This window comes from Caballeronia udeis, from assembly GCF_044909315.1.
In the GTDB taxonomy this organism is placed as follows: Bacteria; Pseudomonadota; Gammaproteobacteria; order Burkholderiales; family Burkholderiaceae; genus Caballeronia; species Caballeronia udeis_A.
Map to the genome: position 1 here is coordinate 1 of NZ_JBIYEB010000037.1, position 16,937 is coordinate 16,937.

At 59.8% G+C, this 16,937-nt stretch carries 18 protein-coding genes; 13 read left to right on the forward strand and 5 right to left on the reverse strand.

Features of this window, described 5'->3' with window-relative positions:
- The 5 genes from ABH944_RS38300 to ABH944_RS38320 form a co-directional block, all read left to right on the forward strand.
- Nucleotides 1-239, forward strand: a 239-nt coding sequence (locus tag ABH944_RS38300; RefSeq protein WP_404613392.1) for a hypothetical protein, incomplete at its 5' end; no start/stop codon positions are given.
- 191 nt (nucleotides 240-430) lie between these two features.
- Nucleotides 431-1,648 carry a DUF2863 family protein gene (locus ABH944_RS38305; RefSeq protein WP_404613394.1) on the forward strand — a complete coding sequence of 406 codons (1,218 nt, stop codon included), beginning with the start codon at nucleotides 431-433 and terminating at the stop codon, nucleotides 1,646-1,648.
- A gap of 889 nt (nucleotides 1,649-2,537) precedes the next feature.
- Entirely contained in the window at nucleotides 2,538-3,356 is an 819-nt protein-coding gene (locus ABH944_RS38310; RefSeq protein WP_404613396.1) for a LuxR C-terminal-related transcriptional regulator, read from the forward strand.
- 117 nt (nucleotides 3,357-3,473) lie between these two features.
- Nucleotides 3,474-4,148: an energy-coupling factor ABC transporter permease gene (locus ABH944_RS38315; RefSeq protein WP_097264106.1), complete on the forward strand. Its 675-nt coding sequence runs from the start codon at nucleotides 3,474-3,476 to the stop codon at nucleotides 4,146-4,148.
- Between the two features lie 173 nt (nucleotides 4,149-4,321).
- Nucleotides 4,322-4,921, forward strand: a complete 600-nt coding sequence (locus ABH944_RS38320) for a BspC domain-containing protein (protein WP_404613399.1) — start codon at nucleotides 4,322-4,324, stop codon at nucleotides 4,919-4,921.
- A 156-nt stretch (nucleotides 4,922-5,077) separates the two neighbouring features.
- Here ABH944_RS38320 and ABH944_RS38325 read toward each other — a convergent pair whose 3' ends face one another.
- Nucleotides 5,078-6,238 carry a M14 family metallopeptidase gene (locus ABH944_RS38325; protein ID WP_404613400.1) on the reverse strand — a complete coding sequence of 387 codons (1,161 nt, stop codon included), beginning with the start codon at nucleotides 6,236-6,238 and terminating at the stop codon, nucleotides 5,078-5,080.
- Between the two features lie 33 nt (nucleotides 6,239-6,271).
- A complete protein-coding gene (yaaA, locus tag ABH944_RS38330) occupies nucleotides 6,272-7,051 on the reverse strand; it encodes a peroxide stress protein YaaA (RefSeq protein ID WP_404613402.1) in 780 nt (259 codons plus the stop codon).
- A 55-nt stretch (nucleotides 7,052-7,106) separates the two neighbouring features.
- Between yaaA and ABH944_RS38335 the strand changes: the two genes are divergently transcribed.
- Nucleotides 7,107-7,610, forward strand: a complete 504-nt coding sequence (locus tag ABH944_RS38335) for a putative toxin-antitoxin system toxin component, PIN family (RefSeq protein ID WP_404613404.1) — start codon at nucleotides 7,107-7,109, stop codon at nucleotides 7,608-7,610.
- Between the two features lie 42 nt (nucleotides 7,611-7,652).
- Nucleotides 7,653-8,834: a pyridoxal phosphate-dependent aminotransferase gene (locus ABH944_RS38340; RefSeq protein WP_404613406.1), complete on the forward strand. Its 1,182-nt coding sequence runs from the start codon at nucleotides 7,653-7,655 to the stop codon at nucleotides 8,832-8,834.
- A gap of 3 nt (nucleotides 8,835-8,837) precedes the next feature.
- Here the strand turns inward: ABH944_RS38340 and ABH944_RS38345 are convergent, their stop codons facing one another.
- Nucleotides 8,838-9,497, reverse strand: a complete 660-nt coding sequence (locus ABH944_RS38345; protein WP_404613408.1) for a glutathione S-transferase family protein — start codon at nucleotides 9,495-9,497, stop codon at nucleotides 8,838-8,840.
- A 115-nt stretch (nucleotides 9,498-9,612) separates the two neighbouring features.
- Between ABH944_RS38345 and ABH944_RS38350 the strand changes: the two genes are divergently transcribed.
- From ABH944_RS38350 to ABH944_RS38375, 6 genes are all read left to right on the forward strand, one after another.
- Nucleotides 9,613-11,154 (forward strand): 3-hydroxyacyl-CoA dehydrogenase, encoded by a 1,542-nt coding sequence (locus ABH944_RS38350; RefSeq protein WP_404613410.1) that lies wholly within the window; start codon nucleotides 9,613-9,615, stop codon nucleotides 11,152-11,154.
- Nucleotides 11,151-11,939: an oxepin-CoA hydrolase, alternative type gene (locus ABH944_RS38355; protein ID WP_404613412.1), complete on the forward strand. Its 789-nt coding sequence runs from the start codon at nucleotides 11,151-11,153 to the stop codon at nucleotides 11,937-11,939. Before ABH944_RS38350 ends, ABH944_RS38355 begins: the two co-directional genes overlap by 4 nt.
- Entirely contained in the window at nucleotides 11,936-12,664 is a 729-nt protein-coding gene (locus ABH944_RS38360; RefSeq protein WP_404613414.1) for a histidine phosphatase family protein, read from the forward strand. The genes ABH944_RS38355 and ABH944_RS38360 overlap by 4 nt, the downstream gene beginning before the upstream one ends.
- Before the next feature lie 91 nt (nucleotides 12,665-12,755).
- Nucleotides 12,756-13,865, forward strand: a complete 1,110-nt coding sequence (locus ABH944_RS38365; RefSeq protein WP_404613416.1) for a phosphotransferase — start codon at nucleotides 12,756-12,758, stop codon at nucleotides 13,863-13,865.
- 42 nt (nucleotides 13,866-13,907) lie between these two features.
- Entirely contained in the window at nucleotides 13,908-15,122 is a 1,215-nt protein-coding gene (locus tag ABH944_RS38370) for an acyl-CoA dehydrogenase (RefSeq protein ID WP_404613418.1), read from the forward strand.
- Nucleotides 15,123-15,236: 114 nt separating this feature from the next.
- Entirely contained in the window at nucleotides 15,237-15,929 is a 693-nt protein-coding gene (locus tag ABH944_RS38375) for a glutathione binding-like protein (RefSeq protein WP_404613420.1), read from the forward strand.
- Between the two features lie 72 nt (nucleotides 15,930-16,001).
- On the opposite strand, the gene ABH944_RS38380 is transcribed toward ABH944_RS38375, so the two are convergent.
- Nucleotides 16,002-16,454, reverse strand: a complete 453-nt coding sequence (locus tag ABH944_RS38380; RefSeq protein ID WP_404613422.1) for a MaoC family dehydratase — start codon at nucleotides 16,452-16,454, stop codon at nucleotides 16,002-16,004.
- Nucleotides 16,451-16,909, reverse strand: a complete 459-nt coding sequence (locus tag ABH944_RS38385) for a MaoC family dehydratase (RefSeq protein ID WP_404613423.1) — start codon at nucleotides 16,907-16,909, stop codon at nucleotides 16,451-16,453. The genes ABH944_RS38380 and ABH944_RS38385 overlap by 4 nt, the downstream gene beginning before the upstream one ends.
- Nucleotides 16,910-16,937: the final 28 nt, after the last annotated feature.

The following is a 16,937-nucleotide window of genomic DNA, read 5'->3' on the forward strand; positions in this document are numbered from 1 at the left end:
TTTTTAAAGAACATTCACCAAAACACCAGCGCCCCAACCACCAGAACCCTGCCGCTTTCGCGTCGCTGCATCTGCAGCACAGAAACGAGATTATGTCCTGCGTTTCGCTTTTCGTCAACAGGTTTTTTACTCAACCCCGACTTTCCGATTCGCTGCGAAGCCCGTCCTGCTTGGCTCTGCAGCATCCTCTCAAACGACACGCCACCTGCACTTTCTCACTTCCCTTCGCCTCTTCGTGAAGCGAAGGAACGGAATTCTAGTGCCCGTTTCCCCCTCGCGCAAGGGGTTCGCGAAAAGATTTTCAGCGGTGCCATTTCCGCCAGTAACAGAGAGCGCCAAACCGGCGTCGCAGGGACACCGTGCACTAATGGTCCAAGCGGACTCATAGCGACTACAATCTAAGGTTCTCTGCACCTGATAACTGCCTCCTATGCGCTCGCGAATCGCTAAACGACTTCCCCCGGACGCCGACAAGCTCGTCGGTCTTTCGCTCTCGCTGTTCGCATCGGGCAGCCGTATAGAAGACCGGTTCTGGGAAGCGCGCCTCGACACGCTTCTCGGGAAAATTGTTCGCAACGGCAATCAGACTGCGCTCGATGCCGCACTCGACCATTTGCAACTCAAGTTCCCGGACGCATACGGTGCGCTCGCCGATATGGCGGAAACACAAAGCGAATCGTTCGCGATCGAGATCGACGGCGTGCCGCACGAAGCGCTGCTGATCGCAGCGCCCGTGCTGGCATGGACGCGTTACTCCATCCCTTCCGGACCGCTCAAAGCCGACGTTGTCGACGCGTTGCGCACTCAATTGCAAGCACATGTGCTCGCGGAAGGTGCCAAGGTGGCGGTCGCGCCGTACCTCTATAGCATCGACCAGTTGCCGCGCCACCACGTGGAAACAGCACGTGTTGCGCAGCAACTCATACAGACTGTGCTCGGCCACGCCCCGGCGCGTCTCAATCTCGGTGACTTGCCCGAAACCTCACCCATCCTCGCCGATCCGCGCTTTTTGCTTGCGATGGCCATTGTGCCCTCGGGCGCCCCGCTGTTCCGGTGGCAAGAGGAAACAGTCGGTGGCACCCGGATCGAACGCGGCCAGTGCCTTGAACATTGGGCAACGCAAGGCGGCGCCAGTTTTGCCGCCATCCTGCCCGGCTGTGAATTCGAGTGCCTGCTGCCCGACGCATACTATTCGGCATGCCGCGACGCCGACGAACAGGTTCGGCCTCACTCGGTCCGCACCGCCGTTCGGTACCTGTTCGACACGCTCGGAACGGCACCAGACGAATTGCGCGCCGTGATTGCCGGGTTCGGTGAGCAACGCGTGGACGAATACCGGATCGGCTTTACGCGCCGTGGCAGTAACGACGTGATCTACGGCGTCGTTTGGCCACTTTACGGACGGGAAAACGGTGAAATTGGCGCGGCGGAAGAAGCGGCCGAACTGGAAGGCGCGGATGGTCCGGTAGAAGAGATCGTTGCGTTGCTGAAGCGCTCGGGCGTGACCGACGTGCGCCGGCACACCGGCCGTTTCGAGCCGGAATATTGCGACGATTGCGGCGTGCCGCTGTATGCGGATCCACTCGGGGAAATCGTCCATGCGGAAATGCCGGAAGACGCCGAGCCCGCCCAGCCGCATTTTCACTGACCCAAGAAGTTGAAACCGGGCGCGGCTTTTGTGCTGAACGTGGCCACTCACTCGTTTGAACCAACCCAAGCGATCGAGGCGTTAACGCTTCCCGACTTGCGCACTGGCCTACACCCAAAATCATGTTGCGACGTGTCTAACCGCCGCTCTTGAGACGATACAAAGACCGTTCCGGCGCCCGTTGGAACGGTCTTTTTTTACACGGCTCACTCGTCATACCCGAGCAGCGGGCGACAGGACGCTTCCGGAATCGGCGTTGCGTCAACGAACAAACGCGCTCGAACTAGCCTCCGCAACACAATCCATTTCACGAAGCAGTCCCGAGCGTCCAGTCCATGACTATCGCGGAAATGCGTTTTCGACGATTGACCACCCAGCCGTCTTCCCGACGTAACCTGGTCAGCGAAGCCTTCCGCGCTGACCGCGCTCCCAGAGGCCTTGCCTTCCACTCCTTCAGCGCTACTGAGCGAACAAACTCCATGCGCGAAACGCAGAAAAGCTCAAGGTCGCTCACCTCGTTGTCAGGTCAAAACAACGCCGTCGGCAGATTCATGCGGGATCAACAAAAATTATCCCGATGCAATGCGACGCCACGACACGGAAACGCACATCAGATTTGTCTCATCCCGTCTCGTATTCCCGCTCGTGCTTAAGAAACATCTCAACGATGACCACAGACAGTTGAGACTCGTCCCGAAAAACTGCGCTGAGTGGAAATTAATTCACCAAAACGCTCCTCAGGCGAAACACAACCGCAGATTTTGTGCGTAATGCCTATGCCATTCGGTCAGGGCGCAATTTCGGCCGCGATTGGTCATTATTGGTTCAGCCGCATATCGTCCGCCCGGAAGCGGGCATCGCGCCGAAGCCATATAACAATGAGGCACGCATGAAATTCACCATAGTCAACTCCGAAGCTGAACGCCGCGAAGGTTTGAAAGCGCTTTTACGGCATATCGACCGGCGCGCGCGCTTCAACGAGGCGAAAGACTGGCGGCAAGCCGCAAGCGCAGTCCTGAGGCTCGACCCGGACATGATCGTGATCGACTGGCACGAGGCCATGCGCATGACCGATCTGCGCACACTGCTGAACGCCTTCCCGAAGATCCCTGCGGCGATCATCGTGGACGAAGCATCAACCGCGCAGGTCCGCTTGCTTCTCAGTGCCGGCGTGCTCGGCGTGGTGCCGCGCAATCTCGACCCCACGCTGATTGTCCCAGCGCTGGAAATGGTTCTGCTGGGTGGACATTACGTCCCCGCGTGCGCGCTCGATCCTGCGCTTGAACCCCTGCTCCTGCCGCGTCGTGACGCCGCACCGAAAGAATTCCGAAAGGGCTCAAGACGGTTCAACACGCTGTCACTGCGCCAGCAACAGATCATGCGGTGCGTGCATATGGGCAGCACCAACAAGATCATTGCGAAGACACTCGGGATCAGAGAAGGCACGGTGAAAATCCACCTGGGCAGTATCTTTCAGCAACTCGGTGCACCGAATCGCGCCGCCGCCGTTGCTATTTATAACGGCTGGCAGAACGGCTATCTCGAAGTCTTGAAGCGCGAAGCTGACGCGTCGCCCCGACCCGCGCTGGGCGATGCCGGCCCCGTGCCGCTTCGCGCAACCGCTTTGCTGACCTACGGGCCGCGGCCGGAAATAGACGAACACTTGCTGCCAATGGCAGCTCAACCCCAACCCCGCTTCGGCGACTGAGCACGGTTATTCCATAGTCTGGGCGCAACGCGTGAATTGACGCGTTGCGTGTTGGAAAATCCCCGCTGGCACAGTCAATGCACACGTTTTCGGGCGCAAACGAGTAATATAAGATTTATGGGTTTCTTCTACACACCTCTTCCGCTTTGGCTCGCAATAGGTGGCTGGATTGTCACTGCGGGTGTGCTCGCGCTTGCGATCTGGAAGAACCCGTTTCGCCGGTTGCAAGACGGGACACTTCAGCACGTCTGGTTCGGCATCGTCGTGGCGGTGACCGTGCTGTGGGCGTGCAACACGTGGTTCGAAGACGGTCCCGCCATTCATCTGCTCGGCGCAACACTCATGGTCACCCTGTTCGACTGGCAACTCGCGCTGGTCGGCATGGCGGTGACAAGCGGGCTGGCGGCCGTCGTGCTGGATGCCTCATGGCCTGGCGTTCCCGTGACCTTCATACTGTTCGGCGCATTACCAGTCGCGGTATCGTCGCTGCTGCAGAAGGCCATCCAAGCGTGGATCCCGCGCAGTCTCTTTGTCTTCATCGTCGGCCACGGTTTCCTGACATCGGCATGCGCCGTTGCAGTTGCATGCTCTGCCGGACTGCTCCTGGAAATCGTGCTTGCCAATGGCGAGCTTATTATCCCGGCTGGATTCATGCTGGCGGCCGCCCTGCTGGTCGCGGGCGAAGCCTTGTTCACCGGCGTGTTCACCATCCTGATCACCGTCTACCGGCCTACCTGGATCACCACGTTCGACGTGCGGCGTTATCGGCTTGATCGTGGGCCGCGGGTCTGAACGCCGCATCAATTCCAACCCTTGCCCGCATCACAAGCCATCCACAATCCATCGCGGAACCTATGTTGTGGCCGGCCATCATTGGCGGTCGATCAAAGAATTTAATATAAGATGGAACTCCCGTTCACTGTCGGGCATCTTACGTGCCTGTTGTCTCTTTAGTGCAGAACCCGATGGATAGTATTCAAGTACCGCGTCGACTGCTTCGGCTGGTCGGCCGGCTGGTGGCAATTGCATCAATGGCGACCGTTGCGTCGGCCGCATGCAGCGCTACCGCGTTCGCCGATACGCTCGACGAACGTAACGAGCTCGTCAATCACTTCGTCACCGACTTCAACGCCAATCCCCTCGTGGCCGACTGTGCCGCACACGGGAGTTTCGTAGCAAGTACCTCGACGGCGTTCGACCATGTGGAGTTTCCGGCCAGTTCCTTCGATTCCGCTCATGGCAGCATCGTGCCGTGGAACGACGCTTTCGACGACCGCAAGCAACGCATCAAGGTCGATAACGTCGTGACGGTCGAGGGCCTTGGGATCACGAAGGACGGGGACTCCAGCCCTACCACGCTGAAGTTCCGCTGTGGCTACGTAGGCAGCCAGATGCTGGCATTCGGCTGGAATGATCCCGTGCCGTCAGCCAGGCCGCGCGCCGAACCCCGCTCAGGCCACGGCGCAAAAGGCCGGCATGGCGCGGTCAAGGGCAAAGGCAAGACGAGCTCGAAATCAGCCGGCGGCAAGACGACGAAAAAATCGGCGAGTAAAAAGAAACACTGAGCCGCGGTATCGCGTACGAACCGAGCGTGAACGTCAAGGTCAAGACAAAAGGGCGTGATCGCCAATCAGCAATCACGCCCTTTTGATGCAGGCCCTTCGGAATGCACGTGCATCTGTGTGCGTTCAGTGGCCCTCACCTCACTCCGCTCGTCAGCCTCAGAACGCCTGCAAGTGTCGCAGGATAGCCTGAAGCATTGAAGCGCCCAGTGCCGCGCTGCGCTCGCCATTCCAGCCCACCCGCTCGTCCGGCAGATTCGCGTTGTCCTTGAACGGCATCTCGAGCGTCAGCGACAAACAGCCGAACTCATTGCCCACGTACTTCGACGCCAGCTTCAATGCGTCCGTCTGGTACTTGCTCGCCTCATAGCCGTGCACGTCCTGGAAATCCGGGCTTGCCTGCTTGAAGCATTCGATGAACGCCTTCTGTTCCTGCGCTTGCTTTTCAGTGAAACCAGGCAGCATCTCCGAGCCGGCCACGAACACGTAAGGCAGCGCTTCGTCGCCGTGGATATCGAAGAAAAGATCGCAACCCAACGCATGGATAGCGTTGCGCACGGCAAGTACTTCAGGACTGCGCGCAGCGTCAGGTTCCATCCATTCGCGATTCAAGTTCGCGCCCGCGGCGTTCGTGCGCAGGTTGCCGAGCACGCTGCCATCGGGATTCATGTTGGGCACGATATGGAACACTGCATGATCAAAGATCAGTCGCGCGACAGGGTCACCTGCCCAGTCACCCCAACCCGCCAGCCGTTTGATCAGTCCTTCGACAAACCACTCGGCCATGGCCTCGCCGGGATGCTGGCGCGCAATGATCCACACGTTCTTCTTCGGCTTTACCGGGCGCTCGGTCTCTTCGGTCAGCCCGAGCGACACCAGCGACACGGGTCGGCCTTGCACCGTCCGGCCTATTTCGGTCAACGTTGCGTGTGGCATCTGCTGCACGGCGCCAAGGAAACCCGCATGGCGCTCTTCGCTATATGGCTCGAAATAGGCGTAATACACAGCGTCGAAATCAGGCGTGTGCTCGATGGTCAGTACGCGGCCGTCATACCGCGTTGGCACCCGGAACCAATTGATCCGGTCGTAGCTCGCCACCGCGCGATACTCGCGCCAGCCGTCGGCGAACACGCAGTCAGCGGCGTTCTCGAAGGTCATGGTGAGCGGCTCGTCGCGCACGCCCGAGACACGGAAATAAAACCACTGCGCGATGTCGGCGTGAGTATCTGGACGCACACGCAGGCGAATGGCTGCGGGGTCCTCGGCGGACACCACGTCGATCGCGCCTGCATCGAATTGACTCGTGATTGAAATGCTCATGATGCTTCCTTGATCAATGCGTATGCGCTGCGCTTAAAGACCCAGCCGCCGGCGGTACACATAACTCGTATCAGTCGATGCCTTTTTATCGAAGGCATAACCTTCGCTGTCGAAAGCCTGCAGGCCTTCCGGCTCGTCAATCCGATGCTGCACCGCAAATCGTGCCATCAAGCCGCGCGCGCGTTTTGCGTGAAAGCTGATGATCTTGTACTGGCCATTCTTCCAGTCCTGGAAGACCGGCGATATCACCGGTGCGTCCAGGCGCTTCGGCCGCACCGACTTGAAATACTCGTTGGACGCGCAGTTGACCAATACGCGTGCGCCCTTCTGCTTTTTCATCTGCGCGTTCAGGGCAGCCGTGATGCGATCGCCCCAAAACGCATACAAATCCTTGCCGCGCGTGTTGGCGAACTTCGTGCCCATTTCCAGCCGATACGGTTGCAACAGATCCAGCGGCCGCAGCAATCCGTAAAGCCCGGACAACACGCGCACATGATTCTGAGCGTAGTCGAGATCCGTGGCGGGTAGTGACTTTGCGTCAAAACCCTCGTAAACGTCGCCGTTGAACGCCAGCACGGCCTGCTTGGAATTATGCGTGCCAAAGGTCGGCGACCAGTCCGCGTAGCGTTGAAAATTGAGTCGCGCGAGCGGATCGGAGATATGCATGAGGCTGCCGATTTCCTGTGGCGAGAGCTTGCGCAAGCCATCGATCAATTCAGCGGAATCGGCGGCGAATTCAGGCAACGTGTGCTTGGTGACGTGAGGCGGGGTCTCGTAGTCGAGCGATTTGGCCGGCGATAGAACGATTATCATAGGGGCTCGCCGGCATGCTGCCAACGATGAAGACGGAAACCCTCGATTGTATCGAATGAAAAAATCCCCCGTGCCGCGCGCCGTGCTGGATTCGAATGTCTGGATCGATATCCTGGTGTTCGATGACCCCGTCACGCGTCCAATCCGCGCCGCGCTCGAAGCCGGTACGCTGGAAGCGCTGATCGATTCCCGCTGCCTCAAAGAACTGACGTATGTGCTGGACTATCCGCAATTCGTGCGCTTCGCCGTGAATAAGTCCGAAGCGCTTGAAACGCTCGCGCGGCTCTCGCAACTCGTTGCGCCCGAACCGCCGCCCGCCGATGCGCCACCCTTGCCCAAATGCCGCGACCGCGACGACCAGAAGTTTCTGGAACTGACGCACGCGAGCCGGGCGGACTGGCTGGTATCGAAGGATCGCGCGGTGCTTAAACTCGCGAAACGCACAGCACGCGACTTCGGGTTTCGAATCGCGCAGCCCGCGCCATTCGTGGCCAGTTTCCAAGCCCACATGGAAGCTTGTGAAGAAACGAAAGGAGAAACAAATGCCATCGACGTTTAAAATGGGACACATTTCCCTTTAGCGCAGCCGATCGCCCACACCATGAACGCCTCGCACGACCTTCCGTACTCGCCCGCCGTTCCTGCCATCACCTCGCGCCTGCCGAACGTCGGCACGACCATTTTCACGGTCATGAGCGCGCTCGCGACGCAAAAAGGCGCAGTCAATCTAGGCCAGGGTTTTCCGGATTTCGCATGCGACCCGCGCATTGTGGACGCCGTGTCGAACGCCATGCGCGACGGCCACAACCAGTACCCGCCCATGGCCGGCGCCGCGCCGCTGCGCCGCGCGATCAGCGAGAAGATCGGGCGCTTGTATGGCCGCCAATATGACGCCGAGCGCGAGATCACGGTCACGGCCGGCGCGACCCAGGCCATCCTGACCGCCATCCTGTGCTGCGTGCATCCGGGCGACGAAGTCGTCGTGATCGAGCCAATGTACGACTGCTACGTGCCGGCCATCGAGTTGGCGGGCGGCAAACCCGTGTTTGTATCGCTGGAAGCACCCGACTACGCATTGCCCTTCGACAAGATAGCCGCCGCGATCACGCCGAAAACGCGCCTGTTGATCATCAACTCGCCGCACAACCCGACGGGCCGTGTCTGGCGGACTGCCGACATGCAGAAGATCGACGAGATCCTGCGCGGCACCGACGTGCTGATTCTCTCCGACGAAGTCTACGAACACATGGTCTTCGACGGCGCCCCGCACGAAAGCGTGTGCCGTTATCCGGACCTTGCTGCGCGCAGCTTCGTGGTGTCGAGCTTCGGCAAGACCTTCCACGTGACGGGCTGGAAGGTAGGTTACGTCGCCGCGCCCGCCGCGCTGACGGCGGAATTCCGCAAGGTCCACCAGTTCAACGTCTTCACCGTGAATACGCCGATGCAGGCCGGCATTGCGGAATACCTGAAGGACCCCGCTCCGTACCTGGAATTACCCGCTTTTTATCAGCAAAAACGCGACTTTTTCCGCGAAGGCCTCGCCAATTCGCGTTTCAAGCTGCTGCCTTGCGACGGCACGTATTTCCAGTGCGTCGACTATTCGGCCATCAGCGACCTGCCTGAAGCCGAGTTCTCGCAATGGCTCACTAGCGAGATTGGCGTCGCGGCCATTCCGGTGTCGGCGTTTTATCACGAGAGCCACGAATCGGGCGTCGTGCGCTTTTGCTTCGCGAAAAAGGAAGAGACGCTGCGCACCGCGCTCGAGCGTCTCGCCAGTCTTTAAAGACTAGATCTTCGGCAGTGTTTTTTTCTGCGCGTCCATGAAGGCGAGCCGGTCCGCCGTGACTTTCTGCGCGGCCGGCCGCTCGCCCACCAGCTTGTTGTGCGTCTTCCAGTCAATTCCCGCTTCCAGCAGGAAATCCCATCCATAGATCGCTTTCGTCGTCAGCCCGATCAGCGGCAAATTCACGAATGCACTCACATCGGCGATACTGAAGGTCGTGCCGAGCGCGTACGGTTCGAACTTCGCAATCCGCTTGAATCCGGCAATACCGTGCCGGAGCCGTTTTTCCGCACGCACCTTGGTGTAATCGGTCACTGTGCCGCCGAAAAACGCCTGTTTGTAGAGCTCGCGGGCAGCCAGTTCCAGGTGTGTCTCAATGAACGCGATCATCTCGCGCTCCTTGGCGGCCGTGAACGGATCGGCGGAAAAAATGGGTTTCTCCGGATAAGCGCTCGCCAGATATTCAACGATTACCTGCGACTCGCACAGCGCCCCGGCCTCGGTCTCCACGTACGGAACCTTGCCAAGCGGCGAGAGCGCAAGTGTTGCTTCGTCCTGGCCGAAATTCGCACGCACCTCCTCGAACGGAATGCCGTGTTCGAGCAGCACGAACTTCACCTTGTTCACGTAGTTGGACAGCGGAAAACCATACAGCTTGAGCATCTTGAGTCTCCTGGACATCTTTCGTTTTAAGCAATACAGGCAATCGGCGGCCTTCGAGGTCACGTCACAAACAGCACGATCGTGCTAATCTAGCAAATAAGGAGTGAGACGCGCCATGAGTTTTCGCGATACAGAGATTCGGACCATAGGGATTGTCGGTAGCGGTGCAATGGGCCGCGGCATCGCCCAGATCGCAGCGCTGGGCGGGTTGAACGTGCGTTTGTACGACACCAACCAGCAAGCCATCGCGGCTGCACGCGAGTATCTCGCCGATACCCTGAACAAACTCGCCGCAAAAGGCAAGCTGAACGAGGTCGATGCGCACGACGCGTTGGCGCGCATTCATGCGGCCGGTGCGATTGGCGAGCTGGCAGATTGCGATGTGGTGGTGGAAGCAATCGTGGAAAGGCTGGACGTCAAGCGGGAGTTGTTCCGCGAGCTCGAAGGCGTGGTCGGCGAGAATTGCATCCTGGCGTCGAATACGTCGTCGCTGTCCATTACCGCCATTGCCGCCGGTTGTGCCAAGCCGGAGCGCGTGGTCGGCCTGCATTTCTTCAACCCCGTGCCGCTGATGAAAGTGGTCGAAGTGATCGACGGCTTGCGTGGAGACCCCGCAGCCGGAGACGCGCTGATGGCGCTCGGCCGCCAGATGGGCCACACGGCCGTGCGCGCGAAGGACATGCCCGGTTTTATCGTGAATCACGCCGGGCGCGGCATGAACACCGAGGGTCTGCGGATCGCGGGCGAAGGCGTGGCGAGTTTCGCGGATATCGACCGGATCATGCGCGAGCAAGCCGGCTTCCGGCTCGGGCCGTTCGAATTGCTCGACCTGACGGCGCTCGACGTCTCGCATCCGGTGATGGAGTCGATCTATCACCAGTTCTACGAGGAACCGCGCTTCACGCCGTCCCCTATTACGGGCACACGGCTCGCCGGTGGGTTGATCGGACGCAAGGTGGGTGAAGGTTTTTATAAATACGTGGACGGCAAGCAGCAGATTCCCGAGGAAGCGCCCGCGCCTACGGCGCTGCCGCGTCGCGTGTGGGTGAGCCGCTCATCAGCGCATGCGCGTGAAGAAGTGTTCCGGCTGATCGCGAAGATGGAAACGGCTGTCACCATCGATACCGGCGGCACGCCGGCGCCGGATTCATTGATCATTGTCACGCCGCTCGGCCACGATGCCACCACTGCAGCCGTCGCGGAGAAACTGGACGCGTCGCGCACGGTCGCTATCGACACCTTGTTCCCGCTCGCCGATGCAGCCCGCCGCACCATCATGACCACGCCCGCCACGACCGCCGAATTTCGCGACGCCGCGCACGCGCTCTTCACATTCGATGGCGTGCCCGTCACCGTGATCCGCGATTCAACCGGGTTTGTCGCCCAGCGCGTGGTGGCGACCATCGTCAACATTGGTTGCGATATCGCGCAGCAACGCATTGCGTCGCCCGCGGATATCGATCTCGCCGTCACGCTCGGCCTGGGTTACCCGCGCGGTCCCCTTGCCCTTGGCGATGCGCTCGGCGCGAGCACCATTCTCACTATCCTGCGCAACATGCAGGCGGTGCTCGGCGACCCGCGTTATCGTCCGTCGCCCTGGCTCGCGCGCCGTGCGCAACTCGGCCTGTCCCTCACCTTCGACGAGGCGGCAGCATGAGCGCCGAACTGCTCTCCGCGCGGCCAGCCGAAAGCGACACCACGCTGGTTCTCAAGCTGTCCAATCCGGGCGCCCGCAACGCGCTGCACCCGGACATGTACACGGCCGGCATCGAAGCCATGAATACGGCCGAGCGAGATACGTCGGTGCGCGTGATCGTGCTGACCGGCGCCGACAACTTCTTTTGCGCCGGCGGCAATCTGAACCGCTTGCTCGAAAACCGCGCGAAGGATCCGTCGGTACAGGCCGCGAGCATCGACATGCTCGGCGAGTGGATCGTGGCATTGCGGTCATCGACGAAACCGGTGATCGCGGCCGTGGAAGGCGCGGCAGCGGGCGCGGGTTTTTCGCTTGCACTGGCGTGCGATCTGCTGGTCGCGGCTGAAGACGCCAAGTTCGTGATGTCATATTCCCGCGTGGGCCTCACGCCTGACGGCGGCGGCTCGTGGTTCCTCACACGCGCGTTGCCGCGTGCGCTCGCCACCGAAATCCTCCTTGAAGCGAAGCCGATCGGCGCCACGCGCTTGCACGAAGTTGGTGTCGTGAACCGCGTGACGAAACCGGGTGCAGCGCTCGATTCCGCCATTGCCTGGGCGGATGAACTGGGCCGCATGGCGCCGAAAGCGCTCGCACGGATCAAGACGCTGATCGCGGCGGCCGAAACGCAGTCGTTAGCGGAACATCTGGACGACGAACGCGATGGTTTCGTCGATGCCCTGCATAACGGCAACGCGCTCGAAGGCATCAACGCGTTCCTCGAAAAACGGCCCCCGCATTACAAATGACGACCTCATACGAACTGCCAAAGCGCCGCCGCATTTTTCTGATGCGCCACGGCGACGTCACTTACTTCGATGCCAGCGGCCGTGCCATCGATCCGGAAGGCGTGCCGTTGAACGAACGTGGCCGCGAGGAAGCAAGCGCGGCGGGACGCGAGTTCAAAGCGCAGCAGATTCGCTTCGATAAAGTCATCGCAAGCGGTTTGCCGCGCACCATCGAGACGGCGCAACGCGTGCTGGCCGAAACCGGTCAGCAGATCGACATCGACATCTGGCCGGAGTGGCAGGAGATTCGCGGCGGCCGGCTGGGGGACCTTCCACCCAAGGACGTCGAGCGCGCGTTTCTCAGCGTATTCGATGGCATCGTGCCTGAAAGCACGGCGTTTCTGGGCGGCGAGACTATCGGCGAGTTGCTTGATCGCGTGTTGCCACCGCTGCAACGACTGCGCGACGATGCATCGTGGGACACCGTGCTGCTCGTGCTTCACGGCGGCGTCAATCGTGCGGTGTTGTCGCACGCAATCACGAGCGGCGGCCGTACGTTTTTCGGCCATCTTTCGCAGACTACCGGCTGCATCAATGCGCTCGATGTCGGCGATAAACCGAGCGACTGGGTCATCCGTGCGTTGAACCATTCGCCTCCCTCGCCGCTTCACGCCGCCGTACGGAACACCACCATGGAGCTGCTGTACGCGCAGTTCGTGCGCTTTAAATCGCTCATGAAGTCATGACGGGCACGCGGCCTGCACGCCGAACAATAGCGCCGTGAACGGCGCGACGCCGCGTGATACCTCAACAAACGCAGGACCGGAGGAGACAACGATGGCTGCAAACGATACCCCCGCACCGCAGGACTTTTCAGCGTTCGAAGGAACGCGCCCGGTCAACGAGCGGCAACAGTTCGATGTAGCGGCATTGTCCGCGTGGCTGGAAACGCATGTTGAAGGCTTTGCCGGACCACTCACCGTCGAGCAGTTCGCCGGCGGCCAATCGAATCCCACCTTCAAGCTCATCACGCCCGCGCGCAGTTACGTGATGCGTTCGAAGCCCGGGCCGGCGGCGAAATTATTGCCATCGGCGCATGCGATCGAGCGTGAATATCGCGTGATGGATGCACTCGCCGGCACCGACGTTCCCGTCGCGAGAATGTTCGCGTTGTGCGAGGACGAAAGCGTGATCGGTCGTGCGTTCTATGTGATGGAGTTCATCGAAGGCCGCGTGTTGTGGGATCAGGCGCTGCCGGGCATGACACCGTCCGAACGCGGCGCGATCTATAACGAGATGAACCGCGTGATCGCGGCGCTCCATTCGGTGGACATCGCTCAGGCGGGACTCGACACCTACGGCAAGCCCGGCAACTATTTCGAGCGTCAGATCGGCCGCTGGAGCAAACAATACGTTGCGTCGGAAACCGAGTCCATTGTTGCGATGAACAAGCTGATCGAATGGCTGCCGAAACATATTCCACGTAGCGAAGCAGGCGCACCGGCGGAACGTGTATCAATCGTTCATGGCGATTTCCGCCTCGACAACCTGATCTTCCATCCGACCGAACCGCGTGTGCTCGCCGTGCTCGACTGGGAGCTGTCCACGCTTGGGGACCCCCTCGCCGATTTCGCTTACCACTGCATGGCATGGCACGTCGACCCTACTCAATTTCGCGGTATTGGCGGCCTGGACTGGGCGGCGCTGGGCATTCCCGATGAGGACGACTACGTGGCGACATACCTCGCTCGCACGGGCTTTGCGATTCAGGGCGACTGGAATTTCTACCTCGCCTACAACATGTTCCGCATTGCCGCGATCCTGCAGGGGATCATGAAGCGGGTGAGCGAAGGCACGGCGGCGAGCACGCAGGCTCTTGATGCCGGAAAGCGCGCGAAACCCATGGCCGAACTCGCGTGGTCGTATGCGCAGAAAGTCGGTGAATAGAGATTGGCAACATCTTGCATGGGACCCGAGTAAGGAGACGACATGAATTTCGATTACACGCCGAAAGTGCAGGAACTGCGCCAAAAGCTAGGCCATTTTTTCGATGAACACATCTACCCGAACGAGCGCGCGTTCAACAGTGAAGTCGCTGCCAATCGTGCAAACGGCAACGCTTGGGTTCCGACGGAGTTGATCGAAAAACTGAAGGAACAAGCCCGCGATGCCGGTCTCTGGAACCTGTTCCTGCCGGAGTCCGAACGCGGCGCAGGACTGAGCAACCTGGAATACGCGCCGCTCTGCGAGATCATGGGCCGGGTGCCATGGGCGCCGGAAGTCTTCAATTGCGGCGCGCCTGACACGGGCAACATGGAGACCATCGAACGGTATGGCAGCGAGCAGCAGAAGCTGCAATGGCTCGAACCACTGCTGCAAGGCGAGATTCGCTCTGCATTCCTGATGACCGAGCCGGACGTGGCTTCGTCGGATGCCACGAACATTCAGTGCAGCATTGTCCGCGATGGCGATAGCTACGTGATCAACGGCCACAAGTGGTGGTCGTCGGGTGCGGGGGACCCGCGCTGCAAGGTGTATATCGTGATGGGCAAGACTGATCCCGACGCGCCGAAACATCAGCAGCAGTCGATGATCCTCGTTCCTGCGGACGCGACCGGCATCACCGTGCGTCGGCCGCTCCCGGTTTTTGGCTATGACGATGCGCCTCACGGCCACATGGATATCACACTCGAGAACGTGCGCGTGCCGGTATCGAACATGTTGCTCGGCGAAGGACGTGGCTTTGAAATCGCGCAGGGACGCCTTGGACCGGGTCGGATTCATCACTGCATGCGCCTGATCGGACTGGCAGAACGCGCGCTCGAACTGATGTCGAAACGCACACTTCAACGGGTCGCTTTCGGCAAGCCGATCGCCGCGCACGGTGTGACGCAGGAGCGCATTGCCGAGGCGCGCATCATGATCGAACAGGCGCGTCTGCTCACCCTGAAAGCGGCTTACATGATGGACACCGTCGGCAATAAAGGCGCACGCGGCGAAATCGCGATGATCAAGGTGGTCGCGCCGAATATCGCGTGCCAGATCATTGATTGGGCGATTCAGGCGCATGGCGCGGGCGGTGTGTCCGATGATTTTCCGCTGGCTTATGCCTATGCGCATGCGAGGACGTTGCGGCTTGCCGATGGGCCGGATGAGGTGCATCGGAACGCGATCGCCAAGCTGGAGCTTTCACGGTACGCGTGAACCGGTGTTCAGCGTCCTTCTGCGAACTATGGTCTAATTTTCCGCAGCGTTTTTGAGTGGCGATCGCGGGTTGCGCGGATCGCCGCTTTCCCGTGTTCAGCACCAGGAGCGAAAATGATCGACGTCTATAGTTGGGCCACGCCAAACGGCCACAAGATTCATATCATGCTCGAAGAAGTCGGACTCGAGTACAAAGCGATCCCCATCGATATTGGTGCCGGCGATCAGTTCACGCCTGAGTTCCTGGCTATCAGCCCGAATAACAAGATCCCCGCGATTATCGATAGCGATGGACCGGACGGTAAGCCACTAGCGCTTTTTGAATCGGGTGCGATCCTGCTTTATCTCGCTGAGAAGACGGGGAAGTTCTTGCCTCAGGATCCTGTCGGCCGATATACGACCATGCAGTGGCTGATGTTTCAGATGGGCGGCGTCGGTCCCATGCTCGGTCAGGCACATCATTTCCGGATTTATGCGCCCGAGAAGATCGAATACGCGGTTAACCGATATTCGAACGAAGCCAGGCGTTTGTACGGCGTAATGGATAAACGATTGGGCGTGACGCGGTTTCTCGCCGGAAATGACTATTCCATCGCGGATATCGCGACGTTTCCGTGGACGCGATCCTGGAAAAACCAGGGGATCGAGCTAGACGAGTTCCCGAACGTCAAGCGATGGTTCGAGACCATTGCCGCGCGGCCGGCTGTTGTGAGAGGCGTTGAAGTGCTGGCCTCGGCTCGCAAAGACCTTACCGGCGATAAACAACGCGAAGTTTTATTCGGTGCGCAGCAGTACGCGAGGCGTTAAGTGCGCAACGGCAGATTCCTCTTTCGCGGAATCTGCCTGGTTACTGCACAGTGGAGCTACAGCCAGGAATCCTCAAAAGTAATGCCGGGTGATGAACTCCGCGATACATACCGGCTTGTCACTCCCTTCTTTTTCGAGTGTGACGCGCCAGATGACCTGGACGCCACCTGCTTCCACCTCCGTCACCGTTCCCACTACGAACTTCGCTCTCAGCTTCGCTCCGACCGGCACCGGCGACATGAAGCGCACCTTGTTCATGCCGTAGTTCACACCCATCTTCTGCTGCATCGGCACGCACTGTTCCAGCCACATGGGGATCAGCGACAGGGTCAGGAATCCATGCGCAATCGGCCCGCCAAATGGCGATTCTTTTTTCGCCCTCTCGACGTCGACATGGATCCATTGGTGATCTTTGGTGGCATCGGCGAATTGGTTGACGCGTGATTGATCGATTTCCAACCACTCGCTCACATATTCGCCCTGGTTCTCCGCAGCTTTGAACTCGGCTGCGCTCGCCAAGGTCATTGCGCCTCTCCTGGATGACGAAGACCGAATATAGCCGATGAATCCACGGTCAACACCAGTTCGCCGTGCTGGTTATAAGCTTCCCAACGTGTGGCGATAATTCCACGATCAGGCTTGCTGGCCGATACCCGCTTGCTCAATACGCGGCTCGTCAATCGCACTGTGTCATTGACCCGGACGGGTTTAAGCCAGCGGATGTTGTCGAGCCCTGGCGACCCCATTGACGTGGAATCGGAGAGCAGGTCGCGCACCAGGATGCCCATCATGGCGGAACACGTGTGCCAGCCGCTCGCAACCAATCCGCCGAACGGCGATGCCTCGCCACCCGCTTCGCTCAAATGAAAAGGCTGCGGATCAAAACGCCCGGCAAATTCGATAATCTCTTCTTTCAGAAACGTGTGACTGCTCAATTGCGCCACCGATCCAACATCGAAATCCTCATAGCTGAACGTCATCCGCGCTCTCCTTTTCTCAATGCATTGA